This window comes from Nostoc sp., from assembly GCF_036917415.1.
GTDB lineage: Bacteria > Cyanobacteriota > Cyanobacteriia > Cyanobacteriales > Nostocaceae > Nostoc.
This window is the reverse complement of sequence record NZ_JBALDJ010000055.1, coordinates 76,943-91,676: the sequence shown is the minus strand read 5'-3', so window position 1 is coordinate 91,676 and position 14,734 is coordinate 76,943. Positions and strand designations below refer to the sequence as shown.

15 protein-coding genes are annotated in these 14,734 nt (G+C 41.6%); 7 read left to right on the top strand and 8 right to left on the bottom strand.

The window, feature by feature from the left end; translation table 11 throughout:
- Window positions 1–114: 114 nt before the first annotated feature.
- From V7K41_RS10785 to V7K41_RS10775, 3 genes are read right to left on the bottom strand one after another with little or no spacing between them, the layout of a single operon-like run.
- Window positions 115–246, bottom strand: coding sequence for a DUF3368 domain-containing protein (locus tag V7K41_RS10785; RefSeq protein ID WP_334847923.1), 132 nt, complete (start codon window positions 244–246; stop codon window positions 115–117).
- Window positions 239–610 carry a hypothetical protein gene (locus tag V7K41_RS10780; RefSeq protein ID WP_334847921.1) on the bottom strand — a complete coding sequence of 124 codons (372 nt, stop codon included), beginning with the start codon at window positions 608–610 and terminating at the stop codon, window positions 239–241. The genes V7K41_RS10785 and V7K41_RS10780 overlap by 8 nt, the downstream gene beginning before the upstream one ends.
- Window positions 603–854: a UPF0175 family protein gene (locus tag V7K41_RS10775; protein ID WP_334847920.1), complete on the bottom strand. Its 252-nt coding sequence runs from the start codon at window positions 852–854 to the stop codon at window positions 603–605. Before V7K41_RS10775 ends, V7K41_RS10780 begins: the two co-directional genes overlap by 8 nt.
- 327 nt (window positions 855–1,181) lie before the next feature.
- Between V7K41_RS10775 and V7K41_RS10770 the strand changes: the two genes are divergently transcribed.
- Together V7K41_RS10770 and V7K41_RS10765 are read left to right on the top strand one after the other, a co-directional pair.
- On the top strand, window positions 1,182–1,607 hold the full coding sequence (locus tag V7K41_RS10770) for a hypothetical protein (RefSeq protein ID WP_334847918.1): 426 nt from the start codon (window positions 1,182–1,184) through the stop codon (window positions 1,605–1,607).
- An 82-nt stretch (window positions 1,608–1,689) separates the two neighbouring features.
- Window positions 1,690–3,810, top strand: coding sequence for a single-stranded-DNA-specific exonuclease RecJ (locus V7K41_RS10765; RefSeq protein ID WP_334847917.1), 2,121 nt, complete (start codon window positions 1,690–1,692; stop codon window positions 3,808–3,810).
- A 78-nt stretch (window positions 3,811–3,888) separates the two neighbouring features.
- Here the strand turns inward: V7K41_RS10765 and psb30 are convergent, their stop codons facing one another.
- Window positions 3,889–4,023, bottom strand: a complete 135-nt coding sequence (gene psb30 / locus V7K41_RS10760) for a photosystem II reaction center protein Ycf12/Psb30 (RefSeq protein WP_194043179.1) — start codon at window positions 4,021–4,023, stop codon at window positions 3,889–3,891.
- 254 nt (window positions 4,024–4,277) lie between these two features.
- Here psb30 and V7K41_RS10755 point away from each other — a divergent pair, with 254 nt between their 5' ends.
- The 3 genes from V7K41_RS10755 to V7K41_RS10745 all read left to right on the top strand — a co-directional run bounded on the left by V7K41_RS10755 (window position 4,278) and on the right by V7K41_RS10745 (window position 5,523).
- Window positions 4,278–4,628: a YkgJ family cysteine cluster protein gene (locus V7K41_RS10755; RefSeq protein WP_334847911.1), complete on the top strand. Its 351-nt coding sequence runs from the start codon at window positions 4,278–4,280 to the stop codon at window positions 4,626–4,628.
- Between the two features lie 98 nt (window positions 4,629–4,726).
- Window positions 4,727–5,155, top strand: a complete 429-nt coding sequence (locus V7K41_RS10750) for a TMEM165/GDT1 family protein (protein ID WP_334847909.1) — start codon at window positions 4,727–4,729, stop codon at window positions 5,153–5,155.
- Between the two features lie 65 nt (window positions 5,156–5,220).
- Window positions 5,221–5,523 carry a TMEM165/GDT1 family protein gene (locus tag V7K41_RS10745; protein ID WP_099100177.1) on the top strand — a complete coding sequence of 101 codons (303 nt, stop codon included), beginning with the start codon at window positions 5,221–5,223 and terminating at the stop codon, window positions 5,521–5,523.
- Window positions 5,524–5,706: 183 nt separating this feature from the next.
- On the opposite strand, the gene V7K41_RS10740 is transcribed toward V7K41_RS10745, so the two are convergent.
- Complete coding sequence (locus tag V7K41_RS10740) at window positions 5,707–6,633, bottom strand: cobalamin-binding protein (RefSeq protein WP_334847907.1); 927 nt, start codon at window positions 6,631–6,633, stop codon at window positions 5,707–5,709.
- Between the two features lie 453 nt (window positions 6,634–7,086).
- On the opposite strand from V7K41_RS10740, the gene V7K41_RS10735 reads away from it, so the two are divergent.
- Window positions 7,087–9,315: a hybrid sensor histidine kinase/response regulator gene (locus V7K41_RS10735; protein WP_334847905.1), complete on the top strand. Its 2,229-nt coding sequence runs from the start codon at window positions 7,087–7,089 to the stop codon at window positions 9,313–9,315.
- A 66-nt stretch (window positions 9,316–9,381) separates the two neighbouring features.
- Here V7K41_RS10735 and V7K41_RS10730 read toward each other — a convergent pair whose 3' ends face one another.
- From V7K41_RS10730 to V7K41_RS10720, 3 genes are all read right to left on the bottom strand, one after another.
- A complete protein-coding gene (locus tag V7K41_RS10730) occupies window positions 9,382–9,819 on the bottom strand; it encodes a GNAT family N-acetyltransferase (protein ID WP_334847903.1) in 438 nt (145 codons plus the stop codon).
- 324 nt (window positions 9,820–10,143) lie between these two features.
- The gene (gene pruA, locus V7K41_RS10725; RefSeq protein ID WP_334847902.1) at window positions 10,144–13,137 is read right to left on the bottom strand and encodes an L-glutamate gamma-semialdehyde dehydrogenase; all 2,994 of its coding nucleotides are present in this window, start codon (window positions 13,135–13,137) and stop codon (window positions 10,144–10,146) included.
- 589 nt (window positions 13,138–13,726) lie between these two features.
- Entirely contained in the window at window positions 13,727–13,867 is a 141-nt protein-coding gene (locus V7K41_RS10720) for a hypothetical protein (RefSeq protein ID WP_334847901.1), read from the bottom strand.
- Window positions 13,868–14,068: 201 nt separating this feature from the next.
- Between V7K41_RS10720 and V7K41_RS10715 the strand changes: the two genes are divergently transcribed.
- Window positions 14,069–14,719, top strand: a complete 651-nt coding sequence (locus V7K41_RS10715; RefSeq protein WP_334847899.1) for an HD domain-containing protein — start codon at window positions 14,069–14,071, stop codon at window positions 14,717–14,719.
- Window positions 14,720–14,734 lie beyond the last annotated feature (15 nt).

Sequence of the window (14,734 nt, the reverse complement as noted above, 5' to 3'; positions counted from 1 at the left end):
GGTTTTGTATAGTAAAACCAGGGAGAGGTCTTTTGGATTATAGTGCTGCAAAACACTCAAAAACTTTGCTAGAGCCTGATACCAAAGCAACTGATAAATTATCTAAACCCGTAATTAGTCTATTTCTCCGACATCTCGTAGCACTGCATTAATGAGGCTAGGTCGGATATAAATACCATTAGTGCGTAGCTGCTCAATATATACTTTAATCTCAACAATCAAGCCTGCTTTTTTCGCCTTACGCAAAATACCAAGAGTACCTATCCGGCGAATATCCTAAGCGTTCTGCAACCCGTCGTGCTTGAGCATTATCCAAAAGTACCGTACTATCTGGAGTGGACTGAGCCAATGCAATAGCTTGAGCTTCTCCACGATCAACTAGGATTGATAATGGTTCTAATATCAGGGCTTCAGGGGTTTGAATTTCCAGCCAAGTTAGTTGACTGACGGCTTGTGAACCAGGTAGACCTACACCTTGGACTGTTACTTCATCCCATACGGCTGGGGGAAGTAATATTCGCTGATACAGTTGGGGTAGAAGTTCCAGTTGCGCGATAATTGACAAGGAAATGAGGGGGCTGCTATCGGCAACAATTACAGAGTTAATCATCACGCAATTCGTCAGCAATTTGGTCATCATCTAGGTTGACAACTGGGATTTGCAAACGTCCTAGTTCGTACATGAACTGGGGTTTGTTCATACTACAAAAGGCGGCGGCTTTACCAAGAGATAGTCGGCGTAGCTCAAATAGTTTGACTGCAAGCAAAAATGTAAGTTCTGCTTCTAATGCTTGGGGTGATTTGCCGGAGGTAATGAGTAAGTCATCGGGATAGTGAAGGGATAGGATGTGCATGGTTCGCTTCTGTGTTCCTGATTCCTAATTCTTTCTTGAGGCTTACACCAGTCTAACGAGTAAGTAGGTGGGCGTAAATAATTCTCGTTAGGATAAGGCAGTTCTTGGTGGGGGCAGGGAGCAGGGAGAAAAAGGGTTTGAGCCTTATTTACTTTTCTTCACATAGTTCGCTTTTATTCTGCCCACTTACTTGTAGCGATCGCAAATATCCCCAGTATCATCTGTCACTGTTAAGATAATCTCCTCAGCTTAATTCTGGAAAATATGCTGAGGCTTGATAGTACTAAATTGAAGTAATATTTCAGTTTAGTACTTATACTGTGTATTATGTTTAAGCATCTGTCATTTGCTTTAGTTGCAGCTACCGTTTTAGTGGCATCAATCAATAATCCCAGCGCTACTTTAGCTAAAACTTGTGCTTCTAAGTGTGGGTCGCATACAATTCAGTTTACACCTGGGCAACACATCCGAGTTGAAGTTATAAATAGCACACCCAACCTGATTAAAATTCAAAAACCCTCTGGGACTGATGCAATATCCTTGAGTCCAGGGCAGAAATTAAGTTTAGAACAAATAGAGGGTACGGAGCCAAATACATCTCTGATATTTTGGAGCGAAACAGGTTTATCACTACAAGCAATTGTCTCAAAACCTAACTTTGGCACATTGCGGCTGGAACTGCGTCCGACTTTGCGCTCTCCGGGCGATCGCTCGTTGTATATTATGGATGATGGTAAAATAAACGTGTTTTAGATCGCAAATTAATGTTATTAGTTATGAGTTAAGAAACAACTTTCAATTCAACACTCATAACTGAAAACTCCTAACTTTTATTGTGCTAGACCGAGCTGTATCTGAAGTATCAAAGCCTCGCAGGCGCTTACCCAATCAGCGCTGGCAGATTTATCCACAAAAACCAGAATTTGCCCAAAATCTGGCGTTTTTGACAAATATTTCCCCGATTGTCAGCCAGTTGTTGATTAATCGGGGTATGGAAACACCAGAACAGATACAAGCATTTTTAGCTCCAGAGTCTTTAATTTTGCCTTCGCCGTTAGAAGATTTCCCAGATTTGGCAATTAGTTTGGAATTGTTGCAAAATGCGATCGCTTCTCAAACAAAAATTGCTATTTGTGGTGACTACGATGCTGATGGAATGACCAGCACTGCTCTACTTTTGCGTAGTCTCCGCACTTTAGGCGCACAAGTAGATTATGCTATTCCTAGCCGAATGCACGAAGGTTATGGTATTAATAAACGCATAGTTGAAGAATTCCACAGCGAAGGTGTGGGATTAATTCTGACTGTCGATAATGGTATCTCTGCGTTTGAACCAGTTGCGAGAGCTAGAGAACTTGGTCTTGCAGTTATTATCACCGATCACCACGATATCCCCCAAAAATTACCGCCAGCTAACGCTATCCTTAACCCCAAACTAATAGCTGAATCCTCACCTTATCGGGGTGTTGCTGGTGTTGGTGTTGCCTACATCTTGGCAGTTTCTCTAGCACAACAGCTAGGTCAGACTAAGGGCTTGATCCAACCGATGCTAGCCCTATTTACACTGGGAACGATCGCAGATTTAGCCCCCCTAACTGGCGTAAATCGCCGCTGGGTGAAACGCGGTTTACAGCATTTACCCAAATCCAATTTAGCTGGGGTGCAGGCGTTAATTCAGGTAGGTGGAGTGCAGGCGAGGGGAGATGAAGGAGCAAGGGGAGATAAGGAAAAGCTTCCATCCCCAGTCCCCAGTCTCCAGTCCCCAGTCCCCAGCCCCAAATCGCTCAAGCCTGAAGATATTGGGTTCCGCCTGGGGCCGCGAATTAATGCTATTGGTCGGATTGGTAATCCCCAGACTGTAATTGAATTGCTGACTACAGATGATATGGGAGTGGCGCTGGAAAGAGCAATGCAGTGCGAACAAGTCAACGTTTCTCGTCAGGAGATGTGTGAGCAAATTGAACAAGAAGCGATCGCTTATGTAGAGACAGAATTTGTTACCTCTCTACAAGATGACCGTGTATTAATTGTTGTTCAACCTAATTGGCATCATGGTGTTATTGGCATTGTCGCCTCTCGCTTGGTGGAACGCTATGGTGTTCCCGTGTTTATCGGGACTTATGAAGATGAGGGACATATACGCGGTTCAGCACGCTCAATTCCAGAGTTTCATGTGTTTGAAGCTTTGGAATATTGTCACGATTTACTTGGGAAATTTGGCGGACACAAAGCAGCCGGGGGATTCTCTCTACCAGCAGAGAATTTACAAGTGTTGCGATCGCGTTTGATTGAGTTTGCTAATCAGTGTCTTGAACCCCAACATCTCAAGCCTCTGCTCAAAATTGATGCAGAAATCAACCTCAATCATCTCAATCAGCAGCTTTATCAACAGCTTAATGCTCTACATCCCTGTGGTATGGACAACCCCGATCCAGTTTTCTGGACATCTAATGTCCAAGTGGTTGAGCAAAAAATCGTTGGTAAGGGTCACATCAAACTCACAATTGCTCAAACTATTGATAATCAGCAGTATAAAATCAAAGCGATCGCTTGGCGTTGGGGCGACTATTTCCACCTACCATCGCGAGTGGATATCGCTTATAAACTGCGAGAAAATTACTTTAACGGTAACACCACCATCGAGCTAGAGTTAATAGGAGTCAGACTGCCAATTCAGATTCAACAATTTTTTGCTTCACCATCTATCCAGTCAAGCACCACATTTGAGTACAACCAGCGACAATATACTTGTGGTTTCTATAAAAATGGTATTAAAGCAGAATTAAGAATTAGAAATTCTGAAGGCAAAGTCTTAGCTATCCAGCCAGGACATATAATTGGTTTGCTGGGCACTAATCGTCAAAATGCTAAAGAAGTTGATATTTCTCAACCACAGTATGACAATATTATCCAAGCTGCCCTTCAGGCGTTATCAGTACTGAGTGCTGAGTTATGAGTTATGAGTTATGAATTCTTAATTAACTTCTCACTCCTAACTCTTAACTGTTAACTCCTTAGTCAGCACTCAGTACTCTTATAGGTTGCCGTTGCGAAATGCCAGCAAAAAGATTACCACTGGGCCAGCAATTACAATTAGCGCTACGGACAGCAATTGGAAAATAACTTCCCAATTGATACTGGTAAAAGCGTTAAACAAAGCGTCAAACATTTTTCCTTTTCTCCTCCCAATAGTCTTAAAAAATTCAATAACTTAAATTAGAAAACCCGAAATCGATCATATATGGCTATGGACTATTAGATTTAATTTACTTAACAAAATTATAAGAAAAGACATAAAAACGTAAAATAGGGGAATTGGGCAGAAGAGGCAGAGGGGCAGGGCGAAGGGTGAGAGGAGAGGAATTTTCCCCTTGCTTCCTGCTCCCTTCTCCCTGCTCCCCACTTCCTAATCCCTAATTCAAAATGTCAACTTGGCAATGTGTAAAGCAATGTGGAGCCTGCTGTAATCTCGATCCAGCAGAGCGTCCAGACTTAGAAGAGTACCTTTCACCACCAGAACTAGAACTCTACCTCAGCATGGTAGGCGAAGGGGGATGGTGCGTTAATTTCGACCATACCAGGCGAGAATGTCGCATCTACCCCAATCGTCCGCGTTTCTGCCGTGTGGAATCAGAAGTATTTCAAGATATGTATGGGGTTGAACCAGAAGAAGTCAACGATTTTGCTATTGACTGCTGTCGCCAGCAAATAGAAGGAGTTTATGGCGATCGCAGTTTAGAAATACTACGCTTTGACAAAGCTGTTGGCCTTTGACACCCAACCTCCTTTTTTTGTGTGGGTTGCAATTTATGACAAAAATCTGAGAAAATGATAGAAATATGAAAATACCCTAGCAACCAAAACTACTGCTTGTGAAACTTGACTCTGTACCTTTAGAGATTTCTGGCATATCTCAGACTGAGATCGAGCTAGAACTGGAAGACAGCAATGATTTTAACTTAACTCCTGCGATCGCTTCGTCAGTTCAGCCTGTAATTGCCGATAGTCCTCAAAAGCAGCAATCAGCGCTAGTAGTTTTTGGTACGACTTTTGTAACCATTTTTCTAGCAGAAATTGGAGATAAAACTCAGCTATCCACTCTCTTAATGAGTGCACAATCTCATTCGCCGTGGGTGGTATTTCTCGGATCTGCGGCTGCGCTGATAACCACCAGTTTATTAGGTGTACTTTTAGGTAGTTGGATAGCCAACCGACTCAGCCCGAAAACTGTAGAAAAATCAGCAGGCGTGATGTTATTGGTAATTTCTCTAATGCTGTTTTGGGATATATTCCAAGGTTAGTTAGAAGTTAAGAGTTAGGAGTTCTTAATTTCCCCCTGCCCCTGCCCCTTTTCCCCCTTAATTATATGGATTGGCATCTATTAGGACTGAGCTTTATTACAGTTTTTTTATCAGAATTGGGTGACAAAAGTCAGCTAGCAGCGATCGCACTTTCAGGACGTTCTAATTCTCCACGTGCAGTATTTTTCGGTGCAGCAGGCGCATTGCTGTTGACAAGCCTGTTGGGATCGTTAGCAGGGGGTGCAGTAGCCGAATTATTACCTACACGCGTTTTAAAAGCGATCGCAGCTGTCGGATTTGCCATTCTTGCTGCACGCCTGCTGTTATTTAACAATGAACCATCGGCAGATTCTGAACAAACACCGTAAAGAAGAATTCAGAATCCAGAATCCAGGAATCAGAATTACTCTTCGTGAGAAATTGGAACCCACCAAGGCTTTAAACCAATGTCACTCAGTACTTCTCTACGAGACCCTGCGCGAACGACAAGCTTAACAACCATCGGACTCGAATTCATACTGAATTCTAACTCCTAAATTCTGAATTCTTCTTTACAAAAGTTCCCAACCAGTTCCTTTGTAGCCGTATTGAAAAATTTCTGGATGCAAAATTTCTGCCAAAATTTCTAGAGAATCTACCAGTCGCGGCCCTGGACGATTGAAGTAAGAATTGCCATCAGTAATGTATACTCTACCAGCTTCGGTAGCGTGTAGTTTTTGCCACTCTGGACGTTGAGTTAATAAATTGGCTTCTTGGCGAGTGCGATTTAAATCAAAGCCACAAGGCATAAAAACAATTACATCGGGATTAGTTGTTAAAAGTGTTTCCCACGGCAAGATTGGAGAAGGCTGACCTGTAGCGCAAAATAGAGACTGTCCTCCTGCTAAGTTAACTAATTCAGGAATCCAATTGGCGGCGACCATCAAAGGATCGGGCCACTCGATACAGGCGACAGTAGGGAGTTCATTTAAAGAAAGTCCTTGGATTCTTTGCTGACAAATTTTGACGCGAGCTTCTAAATTTTCTAAGACTTTTACCGAGTCTACGCCAAAGGTGTTGCCGACTCGCTCAATGTCAGCCCAAACATCCTGGAGAATATTGGGTTGTAAAGAAATAATCTGAGGTTTACTGTCAATGAGTGTAGCAACTGCCTTTTCAACATCGTGTAAACTGACAGCACAAACATCGCACTGGTCTTGAGTAAGAATGTGGGTAGGCTGCAATTGCTCTAAAACATCTGTTTTGATTTCATAAATACTAAGAGCAGATTGCAATAAACTGTTCACTTCGTCGTGAATTTGGCTGCTGGAGGCATCACTGTTTAAACGTGCTTGTGTACAAATGGGGCGATTGAGGATTTCTGGAGGGTAATCGCATTCGTGCGATCGCCCTACAATAGCATTAACCAATCCTAGTGTCGCTAAAATCTCTGTTCCACTAGGAATCAGAGAAACAATTCTCACATCACTATCTGTCATCTGCTCCACCTTTGCAAAAGCTGCCGTTACCTTAAGTTTGGCAGAATTTGAGTCATTAGGTATCTTTCTCTAGGAGAATCAAGGGTATTTATTTTGCTAGTCAGTACTAAGCTAGAAGTTGAACTGGAGATTGGGTATTGGGAAGAGTCTTTAATATTCCCCAGTCCCAAATTAAAAATACTATACTACTTATACTACTTGATAGTAGAATTACTTGATAGTGAAATTACTTGAAATGCTAATTATCCCCTGGCAAAAATCACTGGTATGAAGTAATAGAAGTAATGAGCAAAATCTAGCTTAAAACTCATTAGCCAGAATTATAAAATTTGATTAGAAAAATTATACTTTCCGGTTATGAAAAAGCATATTAAGTAATTGTAGTTATACAAAGACAGTTCTACTTTTTACGCAGAACTGTAAGTCCAAATTATTTCTTCTTGAGGGCAACTAATGCAGGTCGTGTCAGCTAGAGATATTACAGAGCACAACCAGGCCCAAGAGGCTTTACGAATCAGAGAAAATAGTCGGCGAAAACAAAGCCAGACGCTGGTGCAACTGGCAAGAAGCAAGACATTTCAGCAAGGTAATCTCAATGCGGTGTTGAGGGAAATCACAGAAACTGCTGCTCAGACGCTGTTAGTAGAGCGAGTGGGGGTATGGTTATATAATGAAGAACGTTCAAAAATTGAATGCATTAATTTGTATGATGTCAGGACTAAGGAGCATACCTTTGGTAACTCGCTTTTAAAAACAAATTTTCCTGCTTATTTCCAAGCTTTAGAAGAGGAACGTACCATTGCCGCAGATGATGCTAGAAACGATACCAGAACCCAAGAATTATCCGAGTCTTATCTTTCAGTTTTGGGCATCACATCTATACTAGATGCACCAATTTGGCTAGAGGGTCATTTGGTAGGCGTAGTGTGTCACGAACACATAGGCGAAGGTCGCCAATGGACTTTAGAAGAAGAGAGTTTTGCTGGCTCAATTGCAGATTTTGTGACGCTGGCTATAGAAGCGAGCGAGCGAAACGTCGTACAGGAAGCACTGCGACAGAGTGAGGCACAATTTCGGGCGATTTTTGAGCGTTCCTCTATCGGCATTGGACTTATAGATATGAAAGGGCAGATAGTCGATACTAATCTGGCATTGTGCGAGATTTTAGGATACAGCCGAGAAGAATTATACGGCAAGTGCTTTACAGATTACATTTCCATAGAAAGGGAGGATTTAAAACTTTACAAACAACTGATGTCAGGAATTCGCACAGACTTAAAGAGAACTTCCAGGGACGGTTTACAACCCTCCAAACATCAGAAACAGCTTGTCGAAAGACATCGTATTGAGATAGAAAGACGCTGCCAGCATCAAAATGGTAGCTTAGTTTGGACTCATATCTCTGTTTCTGTTATACCAGGCAGCAATGGTAAACCTGAGTTTTTTCTAGCGATGATTGAGGATATTACTGAACGTAAGCAAACAGAGTTGAAACTACGTGCCTCTCAAGAAGCAGCAGAAGCTGCCAGTCGGGCAAAAAGTGAGTTTTTGGCAACCATGAGCCATGAGTTGCGGACACCTCTGAATGCGATTATGGGTTTGTCACAATTACTGCAACAAGAAATAGTTGGCTCTCTGAATGAAAAGCAGAACGAATATGTAAGTTGTATATATAGTAGTGGCGAACACCTGCTGGCAGTGATTAACGATATTCTTGACTTATCTAAAGTAGAAGCAGGTAAAGAGGAACTGTTACTATCATCTTTGTCGGTGGCAGATATATGTAATTATGCCATCTGGACAGTGCGCGATCGCGCCTCAGAAAAGGGATTGCAACTCACACATAAAATTGATCTAGAAGCGGATATTTGTATTGCTGATGAGCGGCGCATCAAGCAAATGCTACTCAACTTGCTCACCAATGCCATTAAATTCACCCCAGCAGGTGAAGTATCGTTAGTAGTCAAAAAAGTACCCCAAGGGATAACGTTTACAGTTTCAGATACTGGCATTGGTATAGACTCAAGTCAGTTTCAATTGCTATTTGAACCGTTTAAACAACTTGACAGTCGGTTAAATCGGCAGTATGAAGGCACTGGTTTGGGTTTAGCCTTGACGCGGAAATTAGCGCGTTTACATGGTGGAGATGTGACCTTTACATCAACTTTAGGAAAGGGCAGTCAGTTCACTCTGTTTCTACCAAATCCAGAGCATCCGGGAAATGAGGAAGATGAGGAACATGAGACAAATGAGATAGATGAGGAAGCAAATTTTACCTCGTCCTCCTTGTTCTCATCTTCTCCAGTCATCTCCACAAATAAAACTATTTTGCTTGTAGAACAAGAGGAAAATACAGCAACAGTGTTGCAAGATTATCTCCACACAACTGGCTACGAAGTCAAGTGGATAGATAATGGTAACGACTTTTTAAAACAGGTACAAAGCTTCCAACCAGATTTAGTTTTTTTTGATTTCCAGTTAGTAAAGGATGTTCATATCTGGAATTTGCTGAATATTCTTAGACAAGAGCCTTATCGGAAACATTTACCGATTGTAATGATGACCTTTAGCGAACCTTTAGAGGAGGAAATTGCCACGCTACCAGGTAGTCTTAATGACTACCTGGTTAAGCCAATTCGCATAGTCCAGCTAGAGTCAATTCTAATGAAATATTTTAGTTAATTGCTCATAAAAATACATTTTTATACGAACAATTCGTGAAAGATTTACTAGAGATTTTTACTTTGACTATATAAATGTTTTTCTCATTTTCACATGGAGGATACTGGCTTCTTCAAAAATTTCTCCTTCTTCTACAAAATCGAGTTTTTTGTATAAATCTTTCACATATTCTTGAGCATGAATCACTACTTCTGGAATATTTTGGTTAGCTATCACCTGTAGGGCATTTTCCATAATTTTCTTACCAATACCTTGCCCTCTAACTGCTGATAAAACAGCTAACCTTTCTATTTTGGCAGTTTTATTATCTAAATATCTGATTCTGGCAGTACCCACAACTTCCATATTTAAATAAGCAATTAGATGATCGGATATTTCATCTTTGCCATCAAATTCTAAAGCGGGATCTACCCCTTGTTCTTCTTGAAAAACTGATTTTCTAATTGCTTGAATTGCCGGAAAATCTTTAGGTAATTCAGCAACTTTTATAACTAAATTACTCATTAAACTCTCTTTGATGTTACTACCTATTGTAGTTTAATGTGAGTTTGATGCACCTCTCCCTGCTTTGACCGAAAGTGCAAGCCTGTCCCTCTCCGAGTTGGGGAGGGAGGGTTTTATATCATGTCCGGTGAAAGACTTATCATTAAGACCGCAGTTCTTGCTGGGGGCTCTTAGCTGGGGGAAAGAGGGTTTTCCGGTTTCTGCATAGATTACGGGAATTATAACTAATTAACTGGACATGATATTACGCAGTAAAATCAGGGAGAGGTGTTTTGATTGTCCTAATTAGACGGACACTATATGAGCCTTAGAATTCACGTTGGTTTAATCTGCTCCTTCAATTGGTGCAAAACCTTGACGCTGAATATTTTCTGTCACCGCGCGTGGTTCTAAAAATTGCAGTAAGTAATCAGGGCCGCCTGCTTTAGAACCTACTCCAGAAAGTTTGAATCCACCAAAGGGTTGCCGTCCAACGATCGCTCCAGTAATATTGCGATTAATATACAAATTCCCGACTTCAAATTCTGTCTGCGCCTGCTGAATGTGCGAAGGTGTTCTAGAATAAAGTCCGCCAGTTAAGGCGTAATTTGTACCGTTGGCGACTACTAAGGCTTCCTGGAAATCTTTCACCCGAATTACCGCCAGCACAGGGCCAAAAATTTCTTGCTGGGAAATTACCGCATTTGGTGATACTTCACTAAAGATAACTGGCCCGATAAAATATCCTTGTTCGGGTGCTGATAATTCCAACGCCACTTCTGCTTCTGCCTTACCCTTCTCAATATACTCGCGGATGCGATCGCGGGCATTAGCATCAATCACCGGTCCAACTTGGGTACTCGGTAACTCTGCTTCCCCAATGTTCAAGGATTTTGTCGCTTCCACCAATCGCTGCACAAAGGCTTCATAAATCGGTTCCAGCACAATCACTCTGGAAGCAGCCGAACATTTTTGTCCACTGTAACCAAATGCCGATTGCACTACCCCGACAACCGCTTGGTCTAAATCTGCACTTTCATCGACAATAATGGCATTCTTGCCACCCATTTCAGCAATCACCCGTTTCATGTGCTTCTGTTCGGGTTTCAAAATTGCCGCTTCTGCGTAAATTCTACAACCTACTTCCTGGGAACCCGTAAAAGCAATTACATGAGTATCTGGATGATTTACCAAATGAGCGCCGACTTGCGAACCTTTGCCAGGTACGTATTGAAATACACCTTTGGGAAAACCAGCATCTACTAAGATTTCTGTGAGTTTGGCGGCAATCACAGAAGATGTTTCAGCAGGTTTGAGGAGAGTGCAATTACCTGAAACTAAAGCTGCAACAGTCATTCCACAAGCGATCGCTAGCGGAAAATTCCAGGGAGAAATTACTACAGCAATCCCCCGTGGCTGGTAAATATAATGATTAGTTTCACCAGGTATGTCGTAATTAACACCTTTGTCTAACCGTTCTATCTCATCAGCGTAGTAACGACAAAAGTCTATCGCTTCCGAAACCTCTCCATCAGCTTCTTTAACTGGTTTCCCAACTTCCAAAACTATCCAAACTGAAAGTTCAGCGCGGCGTTCTTCCATCAAATCACCCGCTTTCCGCAAAATATCAGCGCGTTGTTTAGCTGGTGTTTTCTTCCACCCAGGAAACGCCGCTTTCGCAGCTTGCATCGCCTGTTCTGCTTGTTCAACGCTAATCAATCCAACTTTACCAACTACCTCACTAAAATTAGAAGGATTGAGAGAATCAACAAATTCTGGTGGATTAACATACTCGCCATTAATTAGCGGTAAATAAGTTTTACCAAGTTGTTGACGAACGCTTTGAAAAGCTTGCGCCGCTTTCATTCTCACCTCTTCCTCAGCGTAATCGGTATCAGCAGCACCGAGGAAATGAGAGTGAGGAGTTAGGAGTGAGGAGTTAGGAGTTAAAGAGTTTTTTTCTTCTTTGACAATCGGCGCTGCTAATAATTCTTCAATTGGTCGATTTTCGAGATTTTGCCGTAAAAAAGAACTATTAGCTGTATTTTCTAACAATCGGCGAATTAAATACGCCATTCCAGGTAATAATTCACCGTAGGGACAGTAAACTCTGACTCGATAACCCTTATCAACCAAAGCTTTTGCAATTTTATCACCCATGCCGTAGAGGACTTGTAATTCAAAGCGACGACGGGGGACATTTAAACTTTCAGCTATGGCAATGGCGCGAGAGTGCGATCGCACATTATGGCTACCAATGGCAGAATACACATATTGATGATTTTCTAGCAATAACTGAGTGATGGTTTCAAAGTTAGCATCGGTTGCGGCTTTGTCGTTGTAAACTGGCTGTAGCCAATGCTTTTGCGCTGCTTTAATAGTTTCCTGATCCCAATATGCACCTTTCACCAAACGGATTGTCAAGGGATAACCGCGCTGTTTCAACCAAGAAATTAGGTCTTCAGTATCTTGTTCGCTATCACGCAGATATGCCTGAATTGTCATGCCAATATCTGTGCGTTGCCGAAACTCTTCTTCTAGTAACAGTTTTTTCAAGATGCTGAGAGTTATATCTTTATAGGCATACTGTTCCATATCAAAATGGACAGCTGCACCTAATTCTTTAGCACGACGTAAGAGAATACGAATGCGATCGCTAACTCGCTCCTCACTACCTTTAGCATCTAATGGGTCAAATTGCGAATAAAACGCCGTTAACTTCACAGAAACCTGAACTTTTGGAATTGCTTCGCCATCAGCCTCATCAATCGCCGGGATAGCTGCCCAATTCTTTGATGCTTCCACCAATTGTTGGATTAATTCTAGATAGCGTTCTAGATAAGACTGCGCTTCCGCTTCGGTAATTACGGCTTCACCCAGTAAATCGATAGTGAAAGCCATTTTTTCTTTTCGCAGTCGTTCAACTGTTTTGATGACTTGTTTAATATTTTCCCCAGAAATATATTTATGAGCAAGAGTCTCAACCGCAGTACCAACGGTTGTCGCAGCAACTTGTCCTGGCATCGAGTCGGGGTTTGCAAAGTTTAGCATTCCCTTCAAAGCTGCCGGTAATTCTACAGATTCATCGCCTAAATATTCTTGTAAATGTGAGGCAATTTCTGATTTACTGTGCAAAGCAGGTAGCGTATCTATAAAGCGAAATAGTTGTACCCGCAACCCAGGATTACTCATCGCCCAAGCTAGTAATTTATCATCCCAACGCATTTGATCCCGCAGGGAAGAAAAAAATGAACGATTTTCCTGCGTTGCTGCTAGAAGTTGTTTAGCAATTTCTTGGGTTTTAGCTTCGTAGGTGCTTGTCTGTACTTGTAATACCACTGATAATAAACTCCGTTAATCAAGGCAAGGCTTTTTGTACAAAGCCTGTGTCTTCTATTTTGACGCTTTCATTTAGCTGTCACCATATTTAGAACGTAGGATAGTTACTTTATTGCGTGGAGGATATTTAAACACGATGTAAGACAGTAAGTATTACAGTGGTGTTAGTAAAGTGACCAATGCGAGTCTGTAAACCTCTTGAAGAAGTATTGTTGAATATGATTGAATGAAGATTGGTTAAAAAACTTAGCTTTTTTTGCACTTTCCCAACTTTAACATGAAAGAAGAGAACCTAAATCCAAACTCTACAGAACTTCCGATAAAGGTTAAAATCCTTGGAAAGTGACCAAAGAAGGCAGAGGGCAGTTCTTGCTGGAGGCAGGAGGAAAGAATTTATTTTCCCTCTGCAAGCGAGGGTTTCAGAGCAAGTAAATTTATTTATGAAAAAAGGTAAAAAAATGTATTTCAGCGAGTAGGCGCCAAAAAATACAGCGCTCAATTGTTAAATCCCCTAAATTTATTTATGGGGATTCCCTCCAGCAAGAACTGCCTTCTCTTCGAGACGCTACGCGAACGTCCTCCTGCCTCCTTAACTATTGGGGCTGTGAAGCCACAAGTGATGTAATTGTAACGCATCCAGTTTTCGTCTTTTCTCCAACCAACGCGATCGCCGAAAGTCTCCCAAATTTTTTTGTCTGTCCAGATGTTGATTGGGCGTCCAAAGTTTCATTGATTTATAACTTGATTTATAACTTATAAATATATTCGCGTGAACTCACTTTTAACCCTTCCCTGCAAATAAGGGGAGGAAAATTTTTCCCCTCTTTCTTTGAGCAAAGTTAGAAGGTGAGATTTTACTTGAAGTCTTCTACTGCTGTTTTAACAGCATGTACTTATTTTTTCCAATACTCAGAATGGGTATACTGCCTCTATGCCTACAGAAAACTTTATGGATATTTTATTTTATAACTGGCAACACACACTCCAACCCTTTGGCGTTGATCAGGTAGCGGCTGAGAAAGTCTTCAATCTCTTGGTTGAAGCTTATTCTACCCCTGGTCGTTATTACCATACACTGAAACATATTGATCGCGTCCTCAGCACAATTCAGATTTTGCAAGGCTACACCAATAACCTAGCTGCTGTTCAACTAGCTGCCTGGTTTCACGATGTAGTGTATGACACTGAAGCTAAAGATAATGAAGAACGAAGTGCAGACTATGCTTTTGAGTTGCTGAGTAATTTGGATATTTCAGAAAGTACTATAATTACTGTCACCCGTCTGATTCTGAACACTAAAGAGCATCAAGCTGCGGGAAATGACTATGATAGCCAAGTCTTAGTTGACGCAGATTTAGCGATTTTGGCTACTAACCCAGTTGATTATCAAGAATACGCCCATGCCATTCGTCAGGAATATGCCTGGGTAGCAGAGGCAGACTATATCACAGGTCGTCAGCAGAATTTAGAACGATTTTTAAAGCGATCGCGTATTTATTTTACGCCTTTAATGTCAGAGTTCGCCGAACCATCTGCTCGTGGTAATATCCAGGCAGAAATTCAATCTTTATCATCTGATTAGTTTTACAAAAACCAA

Bases quoted from the DNA above. Each gene is read 5' to 3' on its own strand.
- V7K41_RS10780 (WP_334847921.1), bottom strand. From the start codon at position 610: ATGATTAACTCTGTAATTGTTGCCGATAGCAGCCCCCTCATTTCCTTG.
- V7K41_RS10775 (WP_334847920.1), bottom strand. From the start codon at position 854: ATGCACATCCTATCCCTTCACTATCCCGATGACTTACTCATTACCTCC.
- V7K41_RS10770 (WP_334847918.1), top strand. From the start codon at position 1,182: ATGTTTAAGCATCTGTCATTTGCTTTAGTTGCAGCTACCGTTTTAGTG.
- psb30 (WP_194043179.1), bottom strand. From the start codon at position 4,023: ATGTTTGACGCTTTGTTTAACGCTTTTACCAGTATCAATTGGGAAGTT.
- V7K41_RS10755 (WP_334847911.1), top strand. From the start codon at position 4,278: ATGTCAACTTGGCAATGTGTAAAGCAATGTGGAGCCTGCTGTAATCTC.
- V7K41_RS10745 (WP_099100177.1), top strand. From the start codon at position 5,221: ATGGATTGGCATCTATTAGGACTGAGCTTTATTACAGTTTTTTTATCA.
- V7K41_RS10740 (WP_334847907.1), bottom strand. From the start codon at position 6,633: ATGACAGATAGTGATGTGAGAATTGTTTCTCTGATTCCTAGTGGAACA.
- V7K41_RS10735 (WP_334847905.1), top strand. From the start codon at position 7,087: ATGCAGGTCGTGTCAGCTAGAGATATTACAGAGCACAACCAGGCCCAA.
- V7K41_RS10730 (WP_334847903.1), bottom strand. From the start codon at position 9,819: ATGAGTAATTTAGTTATAAAAGTTGCTGAATTACCTAAAGATTTTCCG.
- V7K41_RS10720 (WP_334847901.1), bottom strand. From the start codon at position 13,867: ATGAAACTTTGGACGCCCAATCAACATCTGGACAGACAAAAAAATTTG.
- V7K41_RS10715 (WP_334847899.1), top strand. From the start codon at position 14,069: ATGCCTACAGAAAACTTTATGGATATTTTATTTTATAACTGGCAACAC.